16 protein-coding genes and 1 pseudogene are annotated in these 13379 nt (G+C 58.6%); 7 read left to right on the plus strand and 10 right to left on the minus strand.

Annotated features, from left to right (window positions below):
- Positions 1 to 11: 11 nt before the first annotated feature.
- Positions 12 to 386 carry a hypothetical protein gene (locus LKE28_01475; GenBank protein MCH3906940.1) on the plus strand — a complete coding sequence of 125 codons (375 nt, stop codon included), beginning with the start codon at positions 12 to 14 and terminating at the stop codon, positions 384 to 386.
- The gene (locus tag LKE28_01480) at positions 383 to 1849 is read left to right on the plus strand and encodes a hypothetical protein (GenBank protein MCH3906941.1); all 1467 of its coding nucleotides are present in this window, start codon (positions 383 to 385) and stop codon (positions 1847 to 1849) included. Before LKE28_01475 ends, LKE28_01480 begins: the two co-directional genes overlap by 4 nt.
- On the opposite strand, the gene miaA is transcribed toward LKE28_01480, so the two are convergent.
- The 9 genes from miaA to LKE28_01525 form a co-directional block, all read right to left on the minus strand.
- Positions 1800 to 2750, minus strand: a complete 951-nt coding sequence (gene miaA, locus LKE28_01485; protein MCH3906942.1) for a tRNA (adenosine(37)-N6)-dimethylallyltransferase MiaA — start codon at positions 2748 to 2750, stop codon at positions 1800 to 1802. The genes LKE28_01480 and miaA overlap by 50 nt on opposite strands.
- Complete coding sequence (locus LKE28_01490; protein ID MCH3906943.1) at positions 2713 to 2916, minus strand: hypothetical protein; 204 nt, start codon at positions 2914 to 2916, stop codon at positions 2713 to 2715. The genes miaA and LKE28_01490 overlap by 38 nt, the downstream gene beginning before the upstream one ends.
- A gap of 68 nt (positions 2917 to 2984) precedes the next feature.
- Positions 2985 to 3506 carry an AAA family ATPase gene (locus LKE28_01495; protein ID MCH3906944.1) on the minus strand — a complete coding sequence of 174 codons (522 nt, stop codon included), beginning with the start codon at positions 3504 to 3506 and terminating at the stop codon, positions 2985 to 2987.
- Positions 3503 to 4372 carry a YicC family protein gene (locus tag LKE28_01500; protein ID MCH3906945.1) on the minus strand — a complete coding sequence of 290 codons (870 nt, stop codon included), beginning with the start codon at positions 4370 to 4372 and terminating at the stop codon, positions 3503 to 3505. Before LKE28_01500 ends, LKE28_01495 begins: the two co-directional genes overlap by 4 nt.
- Positions 4369 to 5838, minus strand: a complete 1470-nt coding sequence (locus tag LKE28_01505; protein MCH3906946.1) for a Mur ligase domain-containing protein — start codon at positions 5836 to 5838, stop codon at positions 4369 to 4371. The genes LKE28_01500 and LKE28_01505 overlap by 4 nt, the downstream gene beginning before the upstream one ends.
- Positions 5839 to 5901: 63 nt before the next feature.
- Entirely contained in the window at positions 5902 to 6135 is a 234-nt protein-coding gene (locus LKE28_01510; GenBank protein ID MCH3906947.1) for a hypothetical protein, read from the minus strand.
- 78 nt (positions 6136 to 6213) lie between these two features.
- The gene (locus LKE28_01515) at positions 6214 to 6456 is read right to left on the minus strand and encodes a hypothetical protein (GenBank protein MCH3906948.1); all 243 of its coding nucleotides are present in this window, start codon (positions 6454 to 6456) and stop codon (positions 6214 to 6216) included.
- Complete coding sequence (locus LKE28_01520) at positions 6395 to 7246, minus strand: hypothetical protein (GenBank protein MCH3906949.1); 852 nt, start codon at positions 7244 to 7246, stop codon at positions 6395 to 6397. Before LKE28_01520 ends, LKE28_01515 begins: the two co-directional genes overlap by 62 nt.
- Entirely contained in the window at positions 7243 to 7488 is a 246-nt protein-coding gene (locus LKE28_01525; GenBank protein MCH3906950.1) for a TIGR03905 family TSCPD domain-containing protein, read from the minus strand. The genes LKE28_01520 and LKE28_01525 overlap by 4 nt, the downstream gene beginning before the upstream one ends.
- A 47-nt stretch (positions 7489 to 7535) precedes the next feature.
- On the opposite strand from LKE28_01525, the gene LKE28_01530 reads away from it, so the two are divergent.
- From LKE28_01530 to dinB, 3 genes and pseudogenes are all read left to right on the plus strand, one after another.
- Positions 7536 to 8978, plus strand: coding sequence for a Mur ligase domain-containing protein (locus tag LKE28_01530; protein ID MCH3906951.1), 1443 nt, complete (start codon positions 7536 to 7538; stop codon positions 8976 to 8978).
- Positions 8979 to 9333: 355 nt separating this feature from the next.
- A pseudogene (locus tag LKE28_01535) lies at positions 9334 to 10067 on the plus strand (hypothetical protein).
- Positions 10046 to 11230 carry a DNA polymerase IV gene (gene dinB, locus LKE28_01540; protein MCH3906952.1) on the plus strand — a complete coding sequence of 395 codons (1185 nt, stop codon included), beginning with the start codon at positions 10046 to 10048 and terminating at the stop codon, positions 11228 to 11230. The pseudogene LKE28_01535 and the gene dinB overlap by 22 nt, the downstream one beginning before the upstream one ends.
- Here the strand turns inward: dinB and LKE28_01545 are convergent.
- Complete coding sequence (locus LKE28_01545; protein ID MCH3906953.1) at positions 11221 to 12042, minus strand: undecaprenyl-diphosphate phosphatase; 822 nt, start codon at positions 12040 to 12042, stop codon at positions 11221 to 11223. The genes dinB and LKE28_01545 overlap by 10 nt on opposite strands.
- A gap of 73 nt (positions 12043 to 12115) precedes the next feature.
- Here LKE28_01545 and LKE28_01550 point away from each other — a divergent pair, with 73 nt between their 5' ends.
- Together LKE28_01550 and proC are read left to right on the plus strand one after the other, a co-directional pair.
- Positions 12116 to 12616 carry a tRNA (cytidine(34)-2'-O)-methyltransferase gene (locus tag LKE28_01550; protein ID MCH3906954.1) on the plus strand — a complete coding sequence of 167 codons (501 nt, stop codon included), beginning with the start codon at positions 12116 to 12118 and terminating at the stop codon, positions 12614 to 12616.
- Complete coding sequence (gene proC, locus LKE28_01555) at positions 12613 to 13368, plus strand: pyrroline-5-carboxylate reductase (GenBank protein MCH3906955.1); 756 nt, start codon at positions 12613 to 12615, stop codon at positions 13366 to 13368. Before LKE28_01550 ends, proC begins: the two co-directional genes overlap by 4 nt.
- The last annotated feature ends 11 nt before the right edge of the window (positions 13369 to 13379 follow it).

Below are 13379 nucleotides of genomic sequence, written 5' to 3' on the forward strand. Positions count from 1 at the left end.
GCGAAGGATCATTGGACTCCGCCCGAGTGCGGATATTGACCACGATCCTGGGAAATCTTGTCGGGCCACGGACCCTGTTGATCGTCACCAGCAACGCCTCGTCGCTCCTTGCGGCGAAACCGGCATGGGAACAGGCATCGGCGTTCGCCACCGCCCTGATCCAGGGCGAACCACTGTTGGACAAAGGGCACAAAGGCATCATCGGAGCGTGCGGCTACGCGTTGGTTGAGGCGGTCGGACGCCTGCCCTGGTTCACCGGACGATGGACCATCACCGGCGCATCGGTCAATGATGCGCGTTTTTCCGCGGTACCCCCCAGCGTGGTACCGTTTGAAGGGGATGGCGTATGGCATCTGTGCGCCGAAGCCCAGAGGATGCAAACATGAACCGTTTGGAGATTTTTTCCACCATCATCGAGGGAAAGCCCTCCACCTGCCTGGTGTTGGGCGGGAAGGATACGGAACTTCCCGGCTACCTGCTCCAGGGGGAGAAGGCGTATGGGTACGTCTACCGGGACGGACAGCTCCGTTCCTGGTTGTGGAGCGGGTTGACCATCGCGGAAGGAAAACGGTGCATTTATTTCGATCCGTTGCCGATCTTCTCCCTGTGGGATCTCGCAGGAAAACAGCGGAACGCGGCAAAACAGGTCATTCTGGATCTCTGCCGGGCGTTGCCGTTGGTGGATGACGCGTTCCTCGACCTGTCCAGCGGCATCATCCCGCTGTGGCGGATCTACGGCATCCAGGGAGGCGGCGTGTTGCTGCTTCCCCAGAGCCTTGGTGATTTGATCGCATCCTGCGCCGATGAAGAAGAACGGACACAGAACATCGCCACATGGGTGCACCATGACATCCATCCGGCGTTCAGCCTGTGTGACCAGATGGCACAGCTGTTGTACCTCGCCGTGGCGGGATTCCCGCCCTATCAGGATCCCGACACCAGGGAGGACGCATTCCGCGCCGTCCCGCTTTCCGGGATGCAAAGCTCTGTCCCGATGGAGACGTTGCGGTTCATCGACCAGACGCTTTCCCTGTCGTTGACCAAACAGCGGGACATCGCCGGAAACGGGCCTGCCCAGAAAATCGTGGGGACGTGGATGGCATCACGGGTCTCGCAGCTCGCATGGCCGGATGTGGTGACCACAAAGGTTGAGACTCCGGAGACAACAACGTTCCGCCAAGGGCAGAAAAAGCGGGCAGACCGGAAGGTGTTCTGGCGTAAGAAAGGGTGGATCGTCCTGTCCGTTGTCGCGGCCGTCGCCATCATCGGAGGCATCGTGGGAAGCCGGGTGAAACAGGCGCTCACCCCACCGTATACCTTTGGTATGAATGATGTGCAAATCCTCCAGGAGTACTTTGCCGGGCAATCCGAACTGAACATCGAGAAGATGGACGCGTCCTTGGCCAAACATGTGAAGAGCCCGGCGGAACTGGAAGTAACCAACCTGTACGTCAACCGGCAGACCCGCAAGGCGTATGAAGCCATTGACGCCATCATCGACGCGAGAGCGTGGATCGCGGACGGCAAGCCTGCCATCATGGAAGGAACCAACGTCTACGGAGTGACCAACATCGCCATCACCCAGACAGACACGGACGCCTACCGGGTGACCAGCGAGATATGGACCCCCTATCCGTACGCCGACGAGGACCAGACGGAAGCGCAAGCAAACCATGCCGTCGTCTACCATTACCAGCAGACGCAGGATTTCACCTTCACGACGAACAAGCGCGATTGGCGCTTGATCACCTCCATCACCAACGTGTCCTATACGTTCCTGGAAGCGGAACAGATCCCACTTACGCCAAATACGCGTTCAACAGCCGGACAAACCGTTCCCGCTCAGTAGGGGATATCCAGGAGACTTCGGCGAAACTTCGGAAGAAGGTCATCTGCCGCTTGGCGTACAACCGGCTGTCCCGGATGATCTTTCCTTTCAATGAAGAAAGTGAATCTTCCCCGGAGCGCATCGCGTCGAAGAATTCCCGGTATCCGATGCCCTGCATGCCAGGCCACTCGGCATTGGCTCCGTTTGCGGCCAGGGAGCGAACCTCTTCCAGCAATCCCTGGCGAAACATCTCATCCACTCGTTCGGTGATCCGCTGGTACAGCTCCTCATTGTCACGGCACAGTCCGATGCACAGGGGATGCATTCCGTACCGTGGGGTGCTGGACGGCTCGAAGGAAGAAAGCGGTTTCCCACTGACCTCCCACACTTCCAGGGCGCGGGTGATGCGATAGGAGTCATGTTCCTTGATCCGTGCCGCGCTCTTCGGGTCCACCTCGGAGAGGCGCCGATAGGCCCACTCCAGCCCTTTTTCCTCCACCTGACGGAACACACGCTCCCGCACCACCGGATCACTTGCCGGCGCCTGGGAGAGCCCATACAGGAAATGCTTGAAATAGAATGCCGTTCCGCCACAGATGACGGGGATTTTGCCTTGGGACGCGATGTCACGGCATGCCGCGTCGGCCAGCTGGATGAAACGGGCAACGGTGAACTGGTTCCACGGGTCCTCTACATCCACCAGATAATGGGGGATCCGCTGTCGTTCCTCCTCCGTTGCCTTTGCCGAGCCGATGTCCAATCCACGATACACTTGGATGGAATCGGCGTTCACCACGGAAAAACGGGAAGGATCCAGCGACAAAAGAAGACTCGTCTTCCCGACCCCGGTGGGGCCGAACAGAAAGACGAGTTTGGAAAACGGATTACTGCTGGTTGGATGGGGTGAAGGAGATTTCACCATTCATCGCTTTGGTAAGGACGACGGAGACGATCTTTTCATTCTTCTCTTCGATCTCCTTGCCGCCACATCCCGGTTCGGAAAGGATTTCGGCTTCCTTGATCGCCGCGCACGTAATCTGGTAAATGTTCCCTTGGTAATCCTCCAAGGCCTTCAATGGAATGCTCACGCTGCTCTCCTTGTACCCGAAGAGGTACCGTTGTGTAAGTATAGTGAAATCGAAAAAAGATGTACAGCCTATGCAGACATTGACGTGGCTTTTTCGATGATGATCTTGGCGACGTCCTCTGCGCTCTTGTCCGTCGTGTCGATCACCAGGTCGGCCACGGAGGTGTCATTGTTGTCAATGCCATACAACCGCTCGTAGCGGGCGCTGTCATGGGCGTCCCGCTGGGTGGTCTCGCGAAGCCGTTGCTCGAACGTCCCCCCTTCCCGTTTCTGCACCCGCCGGGCGCGCTCTTCGGTGGTCGCCGTAAGGTAGACCTTCAGGTCGGCTTCCTTCAGCATCCAGATGGCCAGACGGGAACCAAGAACGCAATCTTTCTGGCTGAGGGCCATGCGCACCTGCCGGCTGTCCACCTCACGGTCCGGTTCATCACTCTGTTCGGCCAGACGGCAGAAATCCCAGAACTCAATGCCCCGTTCCTTGCTGAGATTGCGGAAGGTAAAGTTGATCATCGGATAGCCCAACGCCTTGCTGACCAGCGTGGTCACCGTGGTGTTGCCGCATCCGCTCTTTCCACTGATGGCGATCCTCATTCGATGTTCCTTATCTGCTCACGGATGTTTTCCAATCCGTCCTTCATCCGCACCACCTGCAGGTTCATGTCGGCGATCTGGCTCTTGCTGCCGATCGTGTTGATCTCCCGGTTCATCTCCTGGCAGAGGAAATCCAACCGTTTGCCCACCGGCTCATCCAGTTCCAACAGATGGTCGTACGCCTTCAGATGGGTCTCAAGGCGCTTGACCTCCTCATTGACCGAGAAGCGGACCAGCATGACGGCCACTTCGGTGAGGATGCGGTTTTCGTCGTAGTTCTGATCCCCCAGCATCTCATGAATCCGCTGGATCAGATTCTGCTTGATCAACGCTTCCAGTTCGGCGGCATGCTGCTGGATGACGGCAAGGCCTTCCTTCACCTGGCCTCCCAGGCGGACCAAGTCCTTCTTGGTGCTCTCCCCTTCGCGGATCTTTGACGCGGAGAATTGCTCCAGCGCCGTCTGCAACGCCTGGAACAGGGGTTTGCGGTACCGTTCGCTGTCGTCCTCCCGAAGGTTGGTCACCACCCCTTCGGCGGAAAGATAATCGGCCAACGTCGGTTTCAACGCTTTTCCGCTGAACGTGGAGATCTGGCCGAACGCGTCGGTGTATCGCTGTACGGCGTCCTTGTCCACCATGATCTGCAAGTCGCTGCGGAGGTTCTTCACCCGGACGGTCACCTCGACATGACCCCGGGACGATACCTGTTCGATCGCCTTGTCCAGATCGATCTCAAACGGTGCCAGATAAAACGGCATGGTGTGTTCGATATCCAGATATCGGTTATTGTACGATTTCACTTCAACGGCCAACTGGAAGGATTCGGTGCTCACCGTCGCCTGTCCATAGCCTGTCATGCTTTTCATCCCTTTCTCCTTTGCTCCCGGATCCGCTCTGAGAGGAACCGGTTGTTTCCCGCCCCCATGGTAACGCACAGGTCGCCGTCAAGCAACCAGCCACTGGCCACATCCACCGCCTGGTCGTCGTTTTCCACGAAGATCACCGCCTGCAGGGGAATATGGTAGTGGGTCAGCATCCGTTCCTGCAGTGCCTTGGCCAGATCCTTTGCGCTGTCTCCTCCCCTGTCATCGGCATCGTTCCGCGCCGAGGCGTAGGTGTTCTGGACGATCACCTTGTCGGCAAGCGACAGGGACGCGACGAACGGGGAAAACAGCGCCTTGGTCCGGCTTGCCGTATGCGGCCGGAACACCACCAACACATGCCGTTTCGGATAGGTTTCCCTGAGGCTTTCCAGCACCATCCGGATCTGGGTGGGATGGTGGGCGTAGTCATCCAGGTACGTCACCCCGCCTTCCTCTCCGGTCACCTCCATTCTGCCAATCGTCCCGGGAAACGCGGAAAGATCGGAAAGCATGGAAGAAAATACCGAAGGGAACACCTCGTCGGTCAGCAAGGCATCGTCCGGCAGATACAACCGCACATCCTTCGCATCCAGCAGCATCGCGGTGGCAAGCAACGCGGCTCCGACCAGGTCATCCGCCCATGCGGGACCGGAGAGCGGCAGGTGAAACGGCGTGGGGATCAGATCAAGGGTGTACGTCCCTGGCTCCACCCCATTGCGGATACGGAACATCCCACGTTCGGAAAAACCGTATGGGATGACCCGTACGTCCGGCCGTTGTTCGGCAAGCAGCCCCGCCAGACGTCGGGTGTGTTTCCCATCCATGCAGAGGATGCAGAACCCTCCCGGCTGGATGGAAAGGACAAACTTCTGAAAACTCTCCTCCACCGCTTTTTCGTCCGGGAAATAATCCGGATGATCCCATTCCACCGTGGTGACCAACGCACCACGGGTACGATAGGTCAGGAAATGATCCCGGTACTCGCATCCTTCCAGCAGGAACGCGTCCGTTCCCTGGCACACCATTGTCTCCCGTCCGACCAGATTGGAACCGTACACGCTGAAGAAGGGATACGCCGTACGCCTTCCCCGAGAGAGCAGAAAACTCGTCGCGGCGGTCGTCGTGGTCTTGCCATGGGTGCCGGCGACCACGTAGCTGTCCCGCTCTCGAGTGAGATGAGCCAGAAATTCATTGTACGAGGCAACATACCTCCCCCGCCGCTGAGCTTCTGCAAGCACCGGGGTGCTCAGGGGATAGGCGCTGCTGTAGATGACACGCTGACAGTCGAGGGGAAGCAGGGATGCGTCAAAACCGACATCCACCGGGATGTGGTTTTTGGCAAGCAACGCATCGGTGGAAAACACCTCGGCGGTATCACACCCCCGTACCGCATCCCCCATTTCCGAGAGAAGAACGGCCAGGCTGGCCATGCCGGTGCCTTTGATGCCCACCAGATAATACGATGTCATGCCTCCCCCTTGGTACAAAAAGACCCTCTGTCGCCAGAGGGTTCTCGCCATTCGGAAATCAGCTTACTCGGCTGCAGGCGCAGGGGCGGCTGCCGGAGCAGCGGCTTTGGCTGCCTTGTTGGCTTTCGCCGCGACGTTCTTCATGTGGGCGTTGCAGACTTTGCAGATCTTCACCTTGTTGCCGTCGATGGTCTGTTCATACATCAGTTTGACCTCGGTGCGTTTGCAAACCGGGCAGGTGCCCCGTCCATGATTCGCTTCCTTGACGATTCCAGCCCCTCTATGTGCTTTGGACATACTTATCTCCTTACGTTTTCAAAATCCAACAAAACAGACTATACCGGATTGCTGTTTTGACTGTCAAGGTTCGCCCGCTCATTTCACATAGCCAAAGACCAGGGAGAATGGTATGGAAGAGACCTCCTCACCAAGGTACAAGGTGATGGGAATGTCCGTACTGAGGTTCAACCGGAAATCGCCCAACCGGACCCCCACTCCGAAACTGTTGTACGCTGTCTGGAGATTCAGGTTCTGGACCCCGTTTCCATCCTTGGTGTCATGATACCCGGTACGCAGGGATACCTGGTACTCGGGAAGCAACTGGAACGTGAGATCCAATCCTGCACGGGTTTGCGCCTCGTCGGGATCCCCCGCATTGAGCAGCTCCGCGGAGAAGGTCGCTTTGATCAAATGCAACTGGCTGTCCGGCGCATAGGTCGGGGTGGAGAGCGCGAAGCCCAGCCCCGAACGAGCGGTACAGATCCATGAAACTGAAGCTGATCGTCCCGTCGGTGGTAGCCAAGGCGAACTGGTTGCTGACGATTCCGATGGTCAGCCAGTCATTGTCGTAATACAGACCGAAGCCTGCCGTAAGGCTGGTCGCCCCGTACACCTGCTCATACCGTTCGAAGAACGCCTGGACGATATAGTCTGAGATCCGCTGTCCGTTGTTGATCGTCGCCGGCGACAGCTGCATCGATGTGGTGGTCTTGAATGACAGGCCGACGGAGAAACGGGAGAACGAATATCCCCAATCCAACTGGAGCCGGGTATACGCCGTCGCCTTGTACTGGTCTCCGTCACTGACCGTCTGCCGCTCATCCATCACATTGTGCATTTCCATGGTGAAGGCGAGGTTGTTGCCGCGGAACGACGCCAAGACGCTGGACGACGGTGTGTTGATCACCGTCCGCCCCGCTTCATAGCTGTCGTTGAATCGGCTCATCAGGGAAAAAGTACCGGCTCCTCCCGTTAATGTTGCGGGATTGGCGAACATGCCGCCATAGCCACCGCCCAGGGCGATGCCGCTGACCCCCATTCCCTGCAACTGGTCGTCCGTTCCATCGTACGCCGTGGCGTACAACAAGACGGGGAGAAGCAGGATGGAGAGCAGCAGGCGGCGTTTCACGAAAGGTGCCTCAACGCTTTTGAAAGTTGGTCAGGACAACTGGTGGGACGTCTGCCGCAGGTCGTTCCGTCCAGCAGGGTGGCCACTTCGTCCACCTTCCGGCCTTTGACCAGCCGTTCAATGCCGGCATGGTTGCCTTCGCAACCACCGTCAAAATGGACGTCGGCGATGGTGTCTCCGTCGACCGTTATGGTAATTTTCCTGGCACACACGCCATGGGGGGTATACGTTATGGTCTTCATGCCGCAAAGCATAGCAAAAAACGGCGGCAAATGGTAGCATAGCAGGCGTGAAACATCTTGTGGAACTGGTACAAGCGGCAGGACTTGCCACCTCTGGAATGGAAGATCGCTCCATCACCCAGCTGGACTATGATTCCCGCAGTTGCGTTGCGGGTTCGTTGTTCTTCGCCTTCCCCGGCCTGCACAGCCAGGGGGCTGACCACGCCCAGGACGCCATGGCGCACGGCGCGGTGGCCGTCGTCGCCGATCATCCGCTTGCCTGCATCCCGACGGTGGTATCCGGTGAGGTGCACAAAACGTACGCCTTGATGTGCGCTGCCTTTTTTGACCATCCAGAGAAACACCTCTCCTTGATCGGCGTGACCGGAACGGATGGAAAAAGCACCACCTGTGACGATGTGAAACAACTGTTGGAAGCCAAGGGAATCCGCTGTGGCATTCTGGGAACGGTATACATGGATGACGGCAGTGGCAAGAAGGACAGCCCGTACCGCCAAAGCACCCCGGAGGCATGGTATCTGTACCAGTTCCTGTCCCGATGTGTCCAAAACGGATGTTCGGTGGTGGCGTTGGAATGCACCAGCCATGCGCTCAGTGACCAGACGGCCAGGCTTCAGGGCATCCGGTACGCCATGGCCATCGTGACCAACGTTACCAGCGAACATTTGGAATTTCACAAGACCATCGCTTCCTACGTGGACGCAAAATGCAATCTGGTCCGCCGTCTGGTCCCCGGCGGGACGTTCGTCAGCACAACGGACAACGGACACCTTTCGGAATTCCTCGCCGTCCTCCCCTGTGGGTGCGACGCGGTGATCCTCCACCGGGATGTGGACATCAAGATCGACGGAGGTGATGGGGCAATCTACCAAGGCACGCGGTATCCTATCGCGTCGACGGGACTGCCGGTGCTTTGCTCAAACGCGCTCCTTGCCGCCGTTGCGTGCGGAAGGTACACCCATACCCCGATCGAACAGATTCTTCCTCTTCTGTCCCGGCTTACCCCGGTGGAAGGCAGAATGGAGGTGATCCCCAACCGGCTGGGCCTGAGGATCATCATCGATTTCGCCCACACGGCTGACGCGTACCACCAGGTGATGGGGTTCCTTTCCCAAAGCAAGGGGGAAGGACGGATGCTGGCATTGTTCGGAGCGGCGGGAGAACGGGACACCTCCAAGCGGGCGCCGATGGGTCGTGAGGCCAGCACGTACTGCGACGCGCTGTTCCTCACCGATGAGGATCCACGGATGGAGGCGAGCGCCGCCATCGACGAGGATATCGAGCGGGGCATGGTGCGTCCCATCCCGGTCTATCGCATCGACGACCGCAGGGAGGCGATCCGGGCCATGTTCTCCTACGCAGAGCGAGGGGACACCCTGCTGTTCCTTGGCAAAGGGCATGAGCACTCCCTGGAGAAGAAAGGGGTCAAATACCCATGGAACGAAAAGGAAACCGTCCTGGCCATGCTGAAGGAAGCGGAGGAAACATGAACGTCGCGTTATTGTATGGCGGTCCATCGGCTGAACACACCGTTTCCATCCACAGCGCCATGAACGTGGAGCGGATCCTGGACAAGCTGGGGCATACGCATCATCCCCATTGCCATTGACCTGAACGGGCATTGGTTGCTGCAGGATCGTCCGGTCCGGGAGGTGTTCGCTACGGATCGGGAGATCACCCTCCACCCCGGCGAAGGGGTGTTTGTCGGAGATCACAAGGCTGGAGATCGACGTTGCCTTCCCGGTGACCCACGGACACGGAGGTGAGGACGGGCAACTGCAGGGGCTCTGCGCCCTGTGCGGCATTCCGTTGGCATCCACCGACACGCTCTCCTCGGCGGTGATGATGTACAAGGCGGTTGCCCAGGATCTGTTCCGCCAGGCGGGAATCCCCACCATCCCGACGTACATCATCCAGGAAGAAACGGTGGCCGAATGCATCAGCGAGGATGACTGGCCCACCCTTCTGGACAAAGTCCGCACGGTCTGCGGGCCTTCGCTTCTGGTCAAGCCGGAGGACGGGGGCTCGTCCATCGGCGTCACCCCGCTTTCCCAGCCGGATCCTGCATCGTTCGCCGATGCCGTGCTGCTTGCCCGCCGCTATGGGGAACGGATTCTCGCCCAGCAGTTGATCACCCCGATGGAAGAGGTGGAATGCGCCCTGCTGGAAGATCCTTCTGGGGGCTTGTCGCCTCTCCTCCAGGGCTGGTCGTCGACCCGGGCAAAGACCAGGCGAAGTTCCTCACCTACCAAATCAAATACGCCAAAGCCGGCGGAGACCACCTGATCTGCCCCGCCCCGATGCCGGTTGAGGATTTGAACACCATCATGCGGTACGCCAAGACGGCGTTCGTCGCCGCCAAGTGCCACCTGTACGCACGGGCGGACTTCTTCTACCACGAAGGAACGATCTGGATCAATGAAGTGAACACGCTTCCCGGATTGACGGAGACCAGCCACTACCCGGTGTTGATCGCCCAGAACGGCTATACGATGGAGGACGTGGTCTCCATCCTTCTTGAAGACGCGCTGGATCGATACCGGAAGACGCTGGAGAAATGGTACGTACCGCCCACATGAGTCCGCTGTTCTTCCACGTTGACATGGATGCGTTCTTCGCCAATGTCGAGATCCGGGACAACCCGGAACTGAACGGGGCCTGCGTGCTGATCGGGCGCAAAGGAAAGCGGTGCGTCGTCGCCACGGCAAGCTATGAGGCAAGAAAATTCGGATGCCACTCGGCAATGCCGATGCAGGAAGCGCTGCGCAGGTGTCCCCAGGCAATTGTCATCCCGCCACGGTTCGACCGGTACAGCGAAGTGAGCAGACAAATCATGGGCATCTTCTCCCAGTATTCCGACCAGGTGACCCAGATTTCCATCGACGAAGCGTTTCTGGACATGCATGGCATGGAGCGGTTGTACCCCAGCGCCAAGGATGCCGCCATGAAACTCAAGCGGCAGGTCAAGGAGGAGACGGGACTTACCATCAGCGTCGGGATCGCCTCCAGCAGATACATCGCCAAGATGGCAAGCGACTACGACAAACCGGATGGACTGTGCCGGGTAGCTCCGGGAAATGAACTGAAGTTCGTCGATGCCGTCGGGCTGAAGAAGCTCTGGGGCGTGGGGAGCGTCACCCAAGCCCAGCTTGCACGCCATCACATCCTCACCACTTCCGATCTCCGTTGTTACACGGAAGAAAGCCTGAAGACATTGTTCGGCCGTTCGATGGGCTCGTTCCTGTACCTCGCCTGCCGTGGCATCGACCCGGGCATCTACCAAGGAGAGGCGAAAAGCCACAGCATCAGCACAGAGACGACGTTCATCGAGGATGTGACCACTTCCGATGTCCTGGAGCAGACGCTCCTTTCCATGAGCCACGAGGTGATGTTCCGCTGCCTCTCCGAGCATCAGATGGCGCGGACGGTCAGTCTGAAACTCCGCTGGCCCGATTTCTCCCTGCATGAAAGCCAAATGACCCCCACGGAAAACATCCTGAACGCCGAGCAGGTCTACGGCTACGCCCGGGAACTCCTCTCATCCCACTGGAAGGAAGGGACGCCGATCCGGTTGATCGGCCTCTGCCTGGGCAACCTGTACCAGGGGGAGAAGCCACTGCAACCGGAGCTGTTCTCCGACGGACAGGAAAAGAAGCGGAAACTGGAACTGACCATCCTGAAAATGCAGGAGAAAGGCCAGAAGGTGATCAAAGCCGCCACGTTGAAGGATGATCAAACGTGAGCGGTCGAGAGGAAAAAGGCAGTCACCACGATGGCCAGGACGATCCGGTACCAGCCAAAGACGGAAAAATCATGTGACCGCACGTAGGAGACCAGAAAGCGGAGGGCGAAGAGCGAGACGACGAACGCAGTCACCGTCCCGACGGCGACGATCCCCCACTCCTGCCCGCTCAAGCCAAAGCCCAGTTTGGTGAGTTTCAGAAGGGATGCCCCGAACATCGGAGGGATGGCCATGAAGAAGCTGAACTGGCTGGCCACGGGACGATCCATGCCAAGGACCATGCCTCCAAGGATGGTGGAGCCGCTGCGGCTGGTTCCCGGTACGATTGCCAGCGCCTGGAAACAACCGGTGAGGAACGCTGTTTTCCAGTTGATCTGTCCGATCGCCCCAATCCGGGCTTCCCTCTTCTGGTTGTACCGTTCCCAGACAATGTACAGCACGCCGTAGACGAAAAGCGCCACGACGATCACCTGCCAGCCGTGGAGATATTGGTCCACCGCTTCGTCAGCCAGGTATCCGATGACGGCCACCGGGATGGACGCTACGGCCACCTTGCCCCAGAGCAGCCAGGTTGCCTGTTTCTCCTGGTGGTTTTTCTTCGGGGAGAACGGATTGAGCGTATGCCAGTACAGGACGATCACGGCGAGGATCGAGCCCAGTTGGACGACGACGAGGAACAGGTTCCTGCAGGCGTCGGAGACCTTCATCGGAAGCAACGCGTCAACCAACAGCATATGTCCGGTGGAGCTCACCGGAAGCCATTCCGTGATCCCTTGGATCACCCCAAGGAGCAACGCTTTGAAGAATTCCATGCGGTGATCATACCACAGCGGAACACGTATACAAAGAGGGGCGAAACGACTACACTCTCCGTAAGGAGAAATCATGGGTCTGAACATCGTGCTGTTCCAACCGGAGATACCGCAGAATACGGGGAACATCGCCCGCACCTGCGCCGCCGTCGGAGCAACACTGCATCTGGTCGACCCCCTGGGTTTCTCCCTGTCCGACCGGTATCTGAAACGGGCCGGACTGGACTACTGGCCGCTGGTCGGGATCCGCGAATGGGAAAATGACGAAGCTTTCTTTGAAGAACACCAGGGAGACAACCTGTTTTTCTTCACCAAGAAGGCACATCTGTGCTACGCTTCCCTCACGTACCCTGAGGATGTGTATCTGATCTTCGGACGGGAGAGCGTCGGACTGGAGGATTCCCTTCTCCGCACCTGGAAGGATCGTTGCGTGCGTATCCCGATGCGCCGTGAAGCACGGTGCCTGAACCTGTCCAACAGCGTCGCCATCGTCACCTACGAATATATGCGCCAGCGGAATTTTCAAGGTCTTGCCGTCCAGGACGACACCTTTGATTGGGAGGAGCAGCAATGAACATCGGCATCATCGGATGCGGGAATATGGGTGGGGCCATCGCCACGGCGTTGGTCAAGGGAGGATTCTCCGTCATGGCGACGGACCATTCCCAAGAAAAAGTCACGAAAACCGGAGCTCAATTCGGGTCGGAAGACCAAGTGCTTGCTGGCTCGGATCTGATCATTCTTGCCGTCAAACCGCAAACCATGCCGACGCTCCTTCCCACATTGGAAGGTGCCAGCAAGAAGTGGATCAGCGTGGTGACCGGCTACAGCCTTGAGGTGCTCTCCCAGAAACTGGGAACCACCGAGGTGGTGCGGTACATGCCCAACATCGCCGCCAAGGCGGGAGCCAGCGTGACGGCAGTCTGTCCGCATCCCCAGTGCTCGGAGCGTCTCCGCCAGGAGGCGATGGACATCGCCGGCACGTTCGGTTCGGCGTTTCTGCTCTCTGAAGACAAGATGCCGGCGTTCATCGGACTGTCCGGCAGCGGCATCGCCTATGTGTTCCAGTTCCTCCACGCCATGGCGCTGGGTGGGACGAAGGAAGGGATTCCGTACCAGCGGTCGCTGGAGATCGCCCGGGACACGCTGCTTTCCGCGGCGGCGTTGCAGAAGGAAAGCGGGGCCAACCCGGTTGACCTGTTGACCGGCGTCTGCTCGGCGGGAGGAACGACCATCGAAGGGGTCGCGGCGCTGGCCGAACATCACTTTGACCACGCGGTGATCGAAGCAGTCGTCCAGGCGGCTGAAAAATCGAAACGTTTGTAAGGTGGGAGGAA

Origin of the sequence: Sphaerochaeta sp. (assembly GCA_022482495.1) — a bacterium.
In the GTDB taxonomy this organism is placed as follows: Bacteria; Spirochaetota; Spirochaetia; order Sphaerochaetales; family Sphaerochaetaceae; genus RUG023.

Bases quoted from the DNA above. Each gene is read 5' to 3' on its own strand.
- proC (MCH3906955.1), top strand. From the start codon at position 12,613: ATGAACATCGGCATCATCGGATGCGGGAATATGGGTGGGGCCATCGCC.
- LKE28_01510 (MCH3906947.1), bottom strand. From the start codon at position 6,135: ATGTCCAAAGCACATAGAGGGGCTGGAATCGTCAAGGAAGCGAATCAT.
- miaA (MCH3906942.1), bottom strand. From the start codon at position 2,750: ATGGTGAAATCTCCTTCACCCCATCCAACCAGCAGTAATCCGTTTTCC.
- LKE28_01545 (MCH3906953.1), bottom strand. From the start codon at position 12,042: ATGGAATTCTTCAAAGCGTTGCTCCTTGGGGTGATCCAAGGGATCACG.
- LKE28_01550 (MCH3906954.1), top strand. From the start codon at position 12,116: ATGGGTCTGAACATCGTGCTGTTCCAACCGGAGATACCGCAGAATACG.
- LKE28_01505 (MCH3906946.1), bottom strand. From the start codon at position 5,838: ATGACATCGTATTATCTGGTGGGCATCAAAGGCACCGGCATGGCCAGC.
- LKE28_01495 (MCH3906944.1), bottom strand. From the start codon at position 3,506: ATGAGGATCGCCATCAGTGGAAAGAGCGGATGCGGCAACACCACGGTG.
- LKE28_01525 (MCH3906950.1), bottom strand. From the start codon at position 7,488: ATGAAGACCATAACGTATACCCCCCATGGCGTGTGTGCCAGGAAAATT.
- LKE28_01480 (MCH3906941.1), top strand. From the start codon at position 383: ATGAACCGTTTGGAGATTTTTTCCACCATCATCGAGGGAAAGCCCTCC.
- LKE28_01500 (MCH3906945.1), bottom strand. From the start codon at position 4,372: ATGAAAAGCATGACAGGCTATGGACAGGCGACGGTGAGCACCGAATCC.
- dinB (MCH3906952.1), top strand. From the start codon at position 10,046: ATGGTACGTACCGCCCACATGAGTCCGCTGTTCTTCCACGTTGACATG.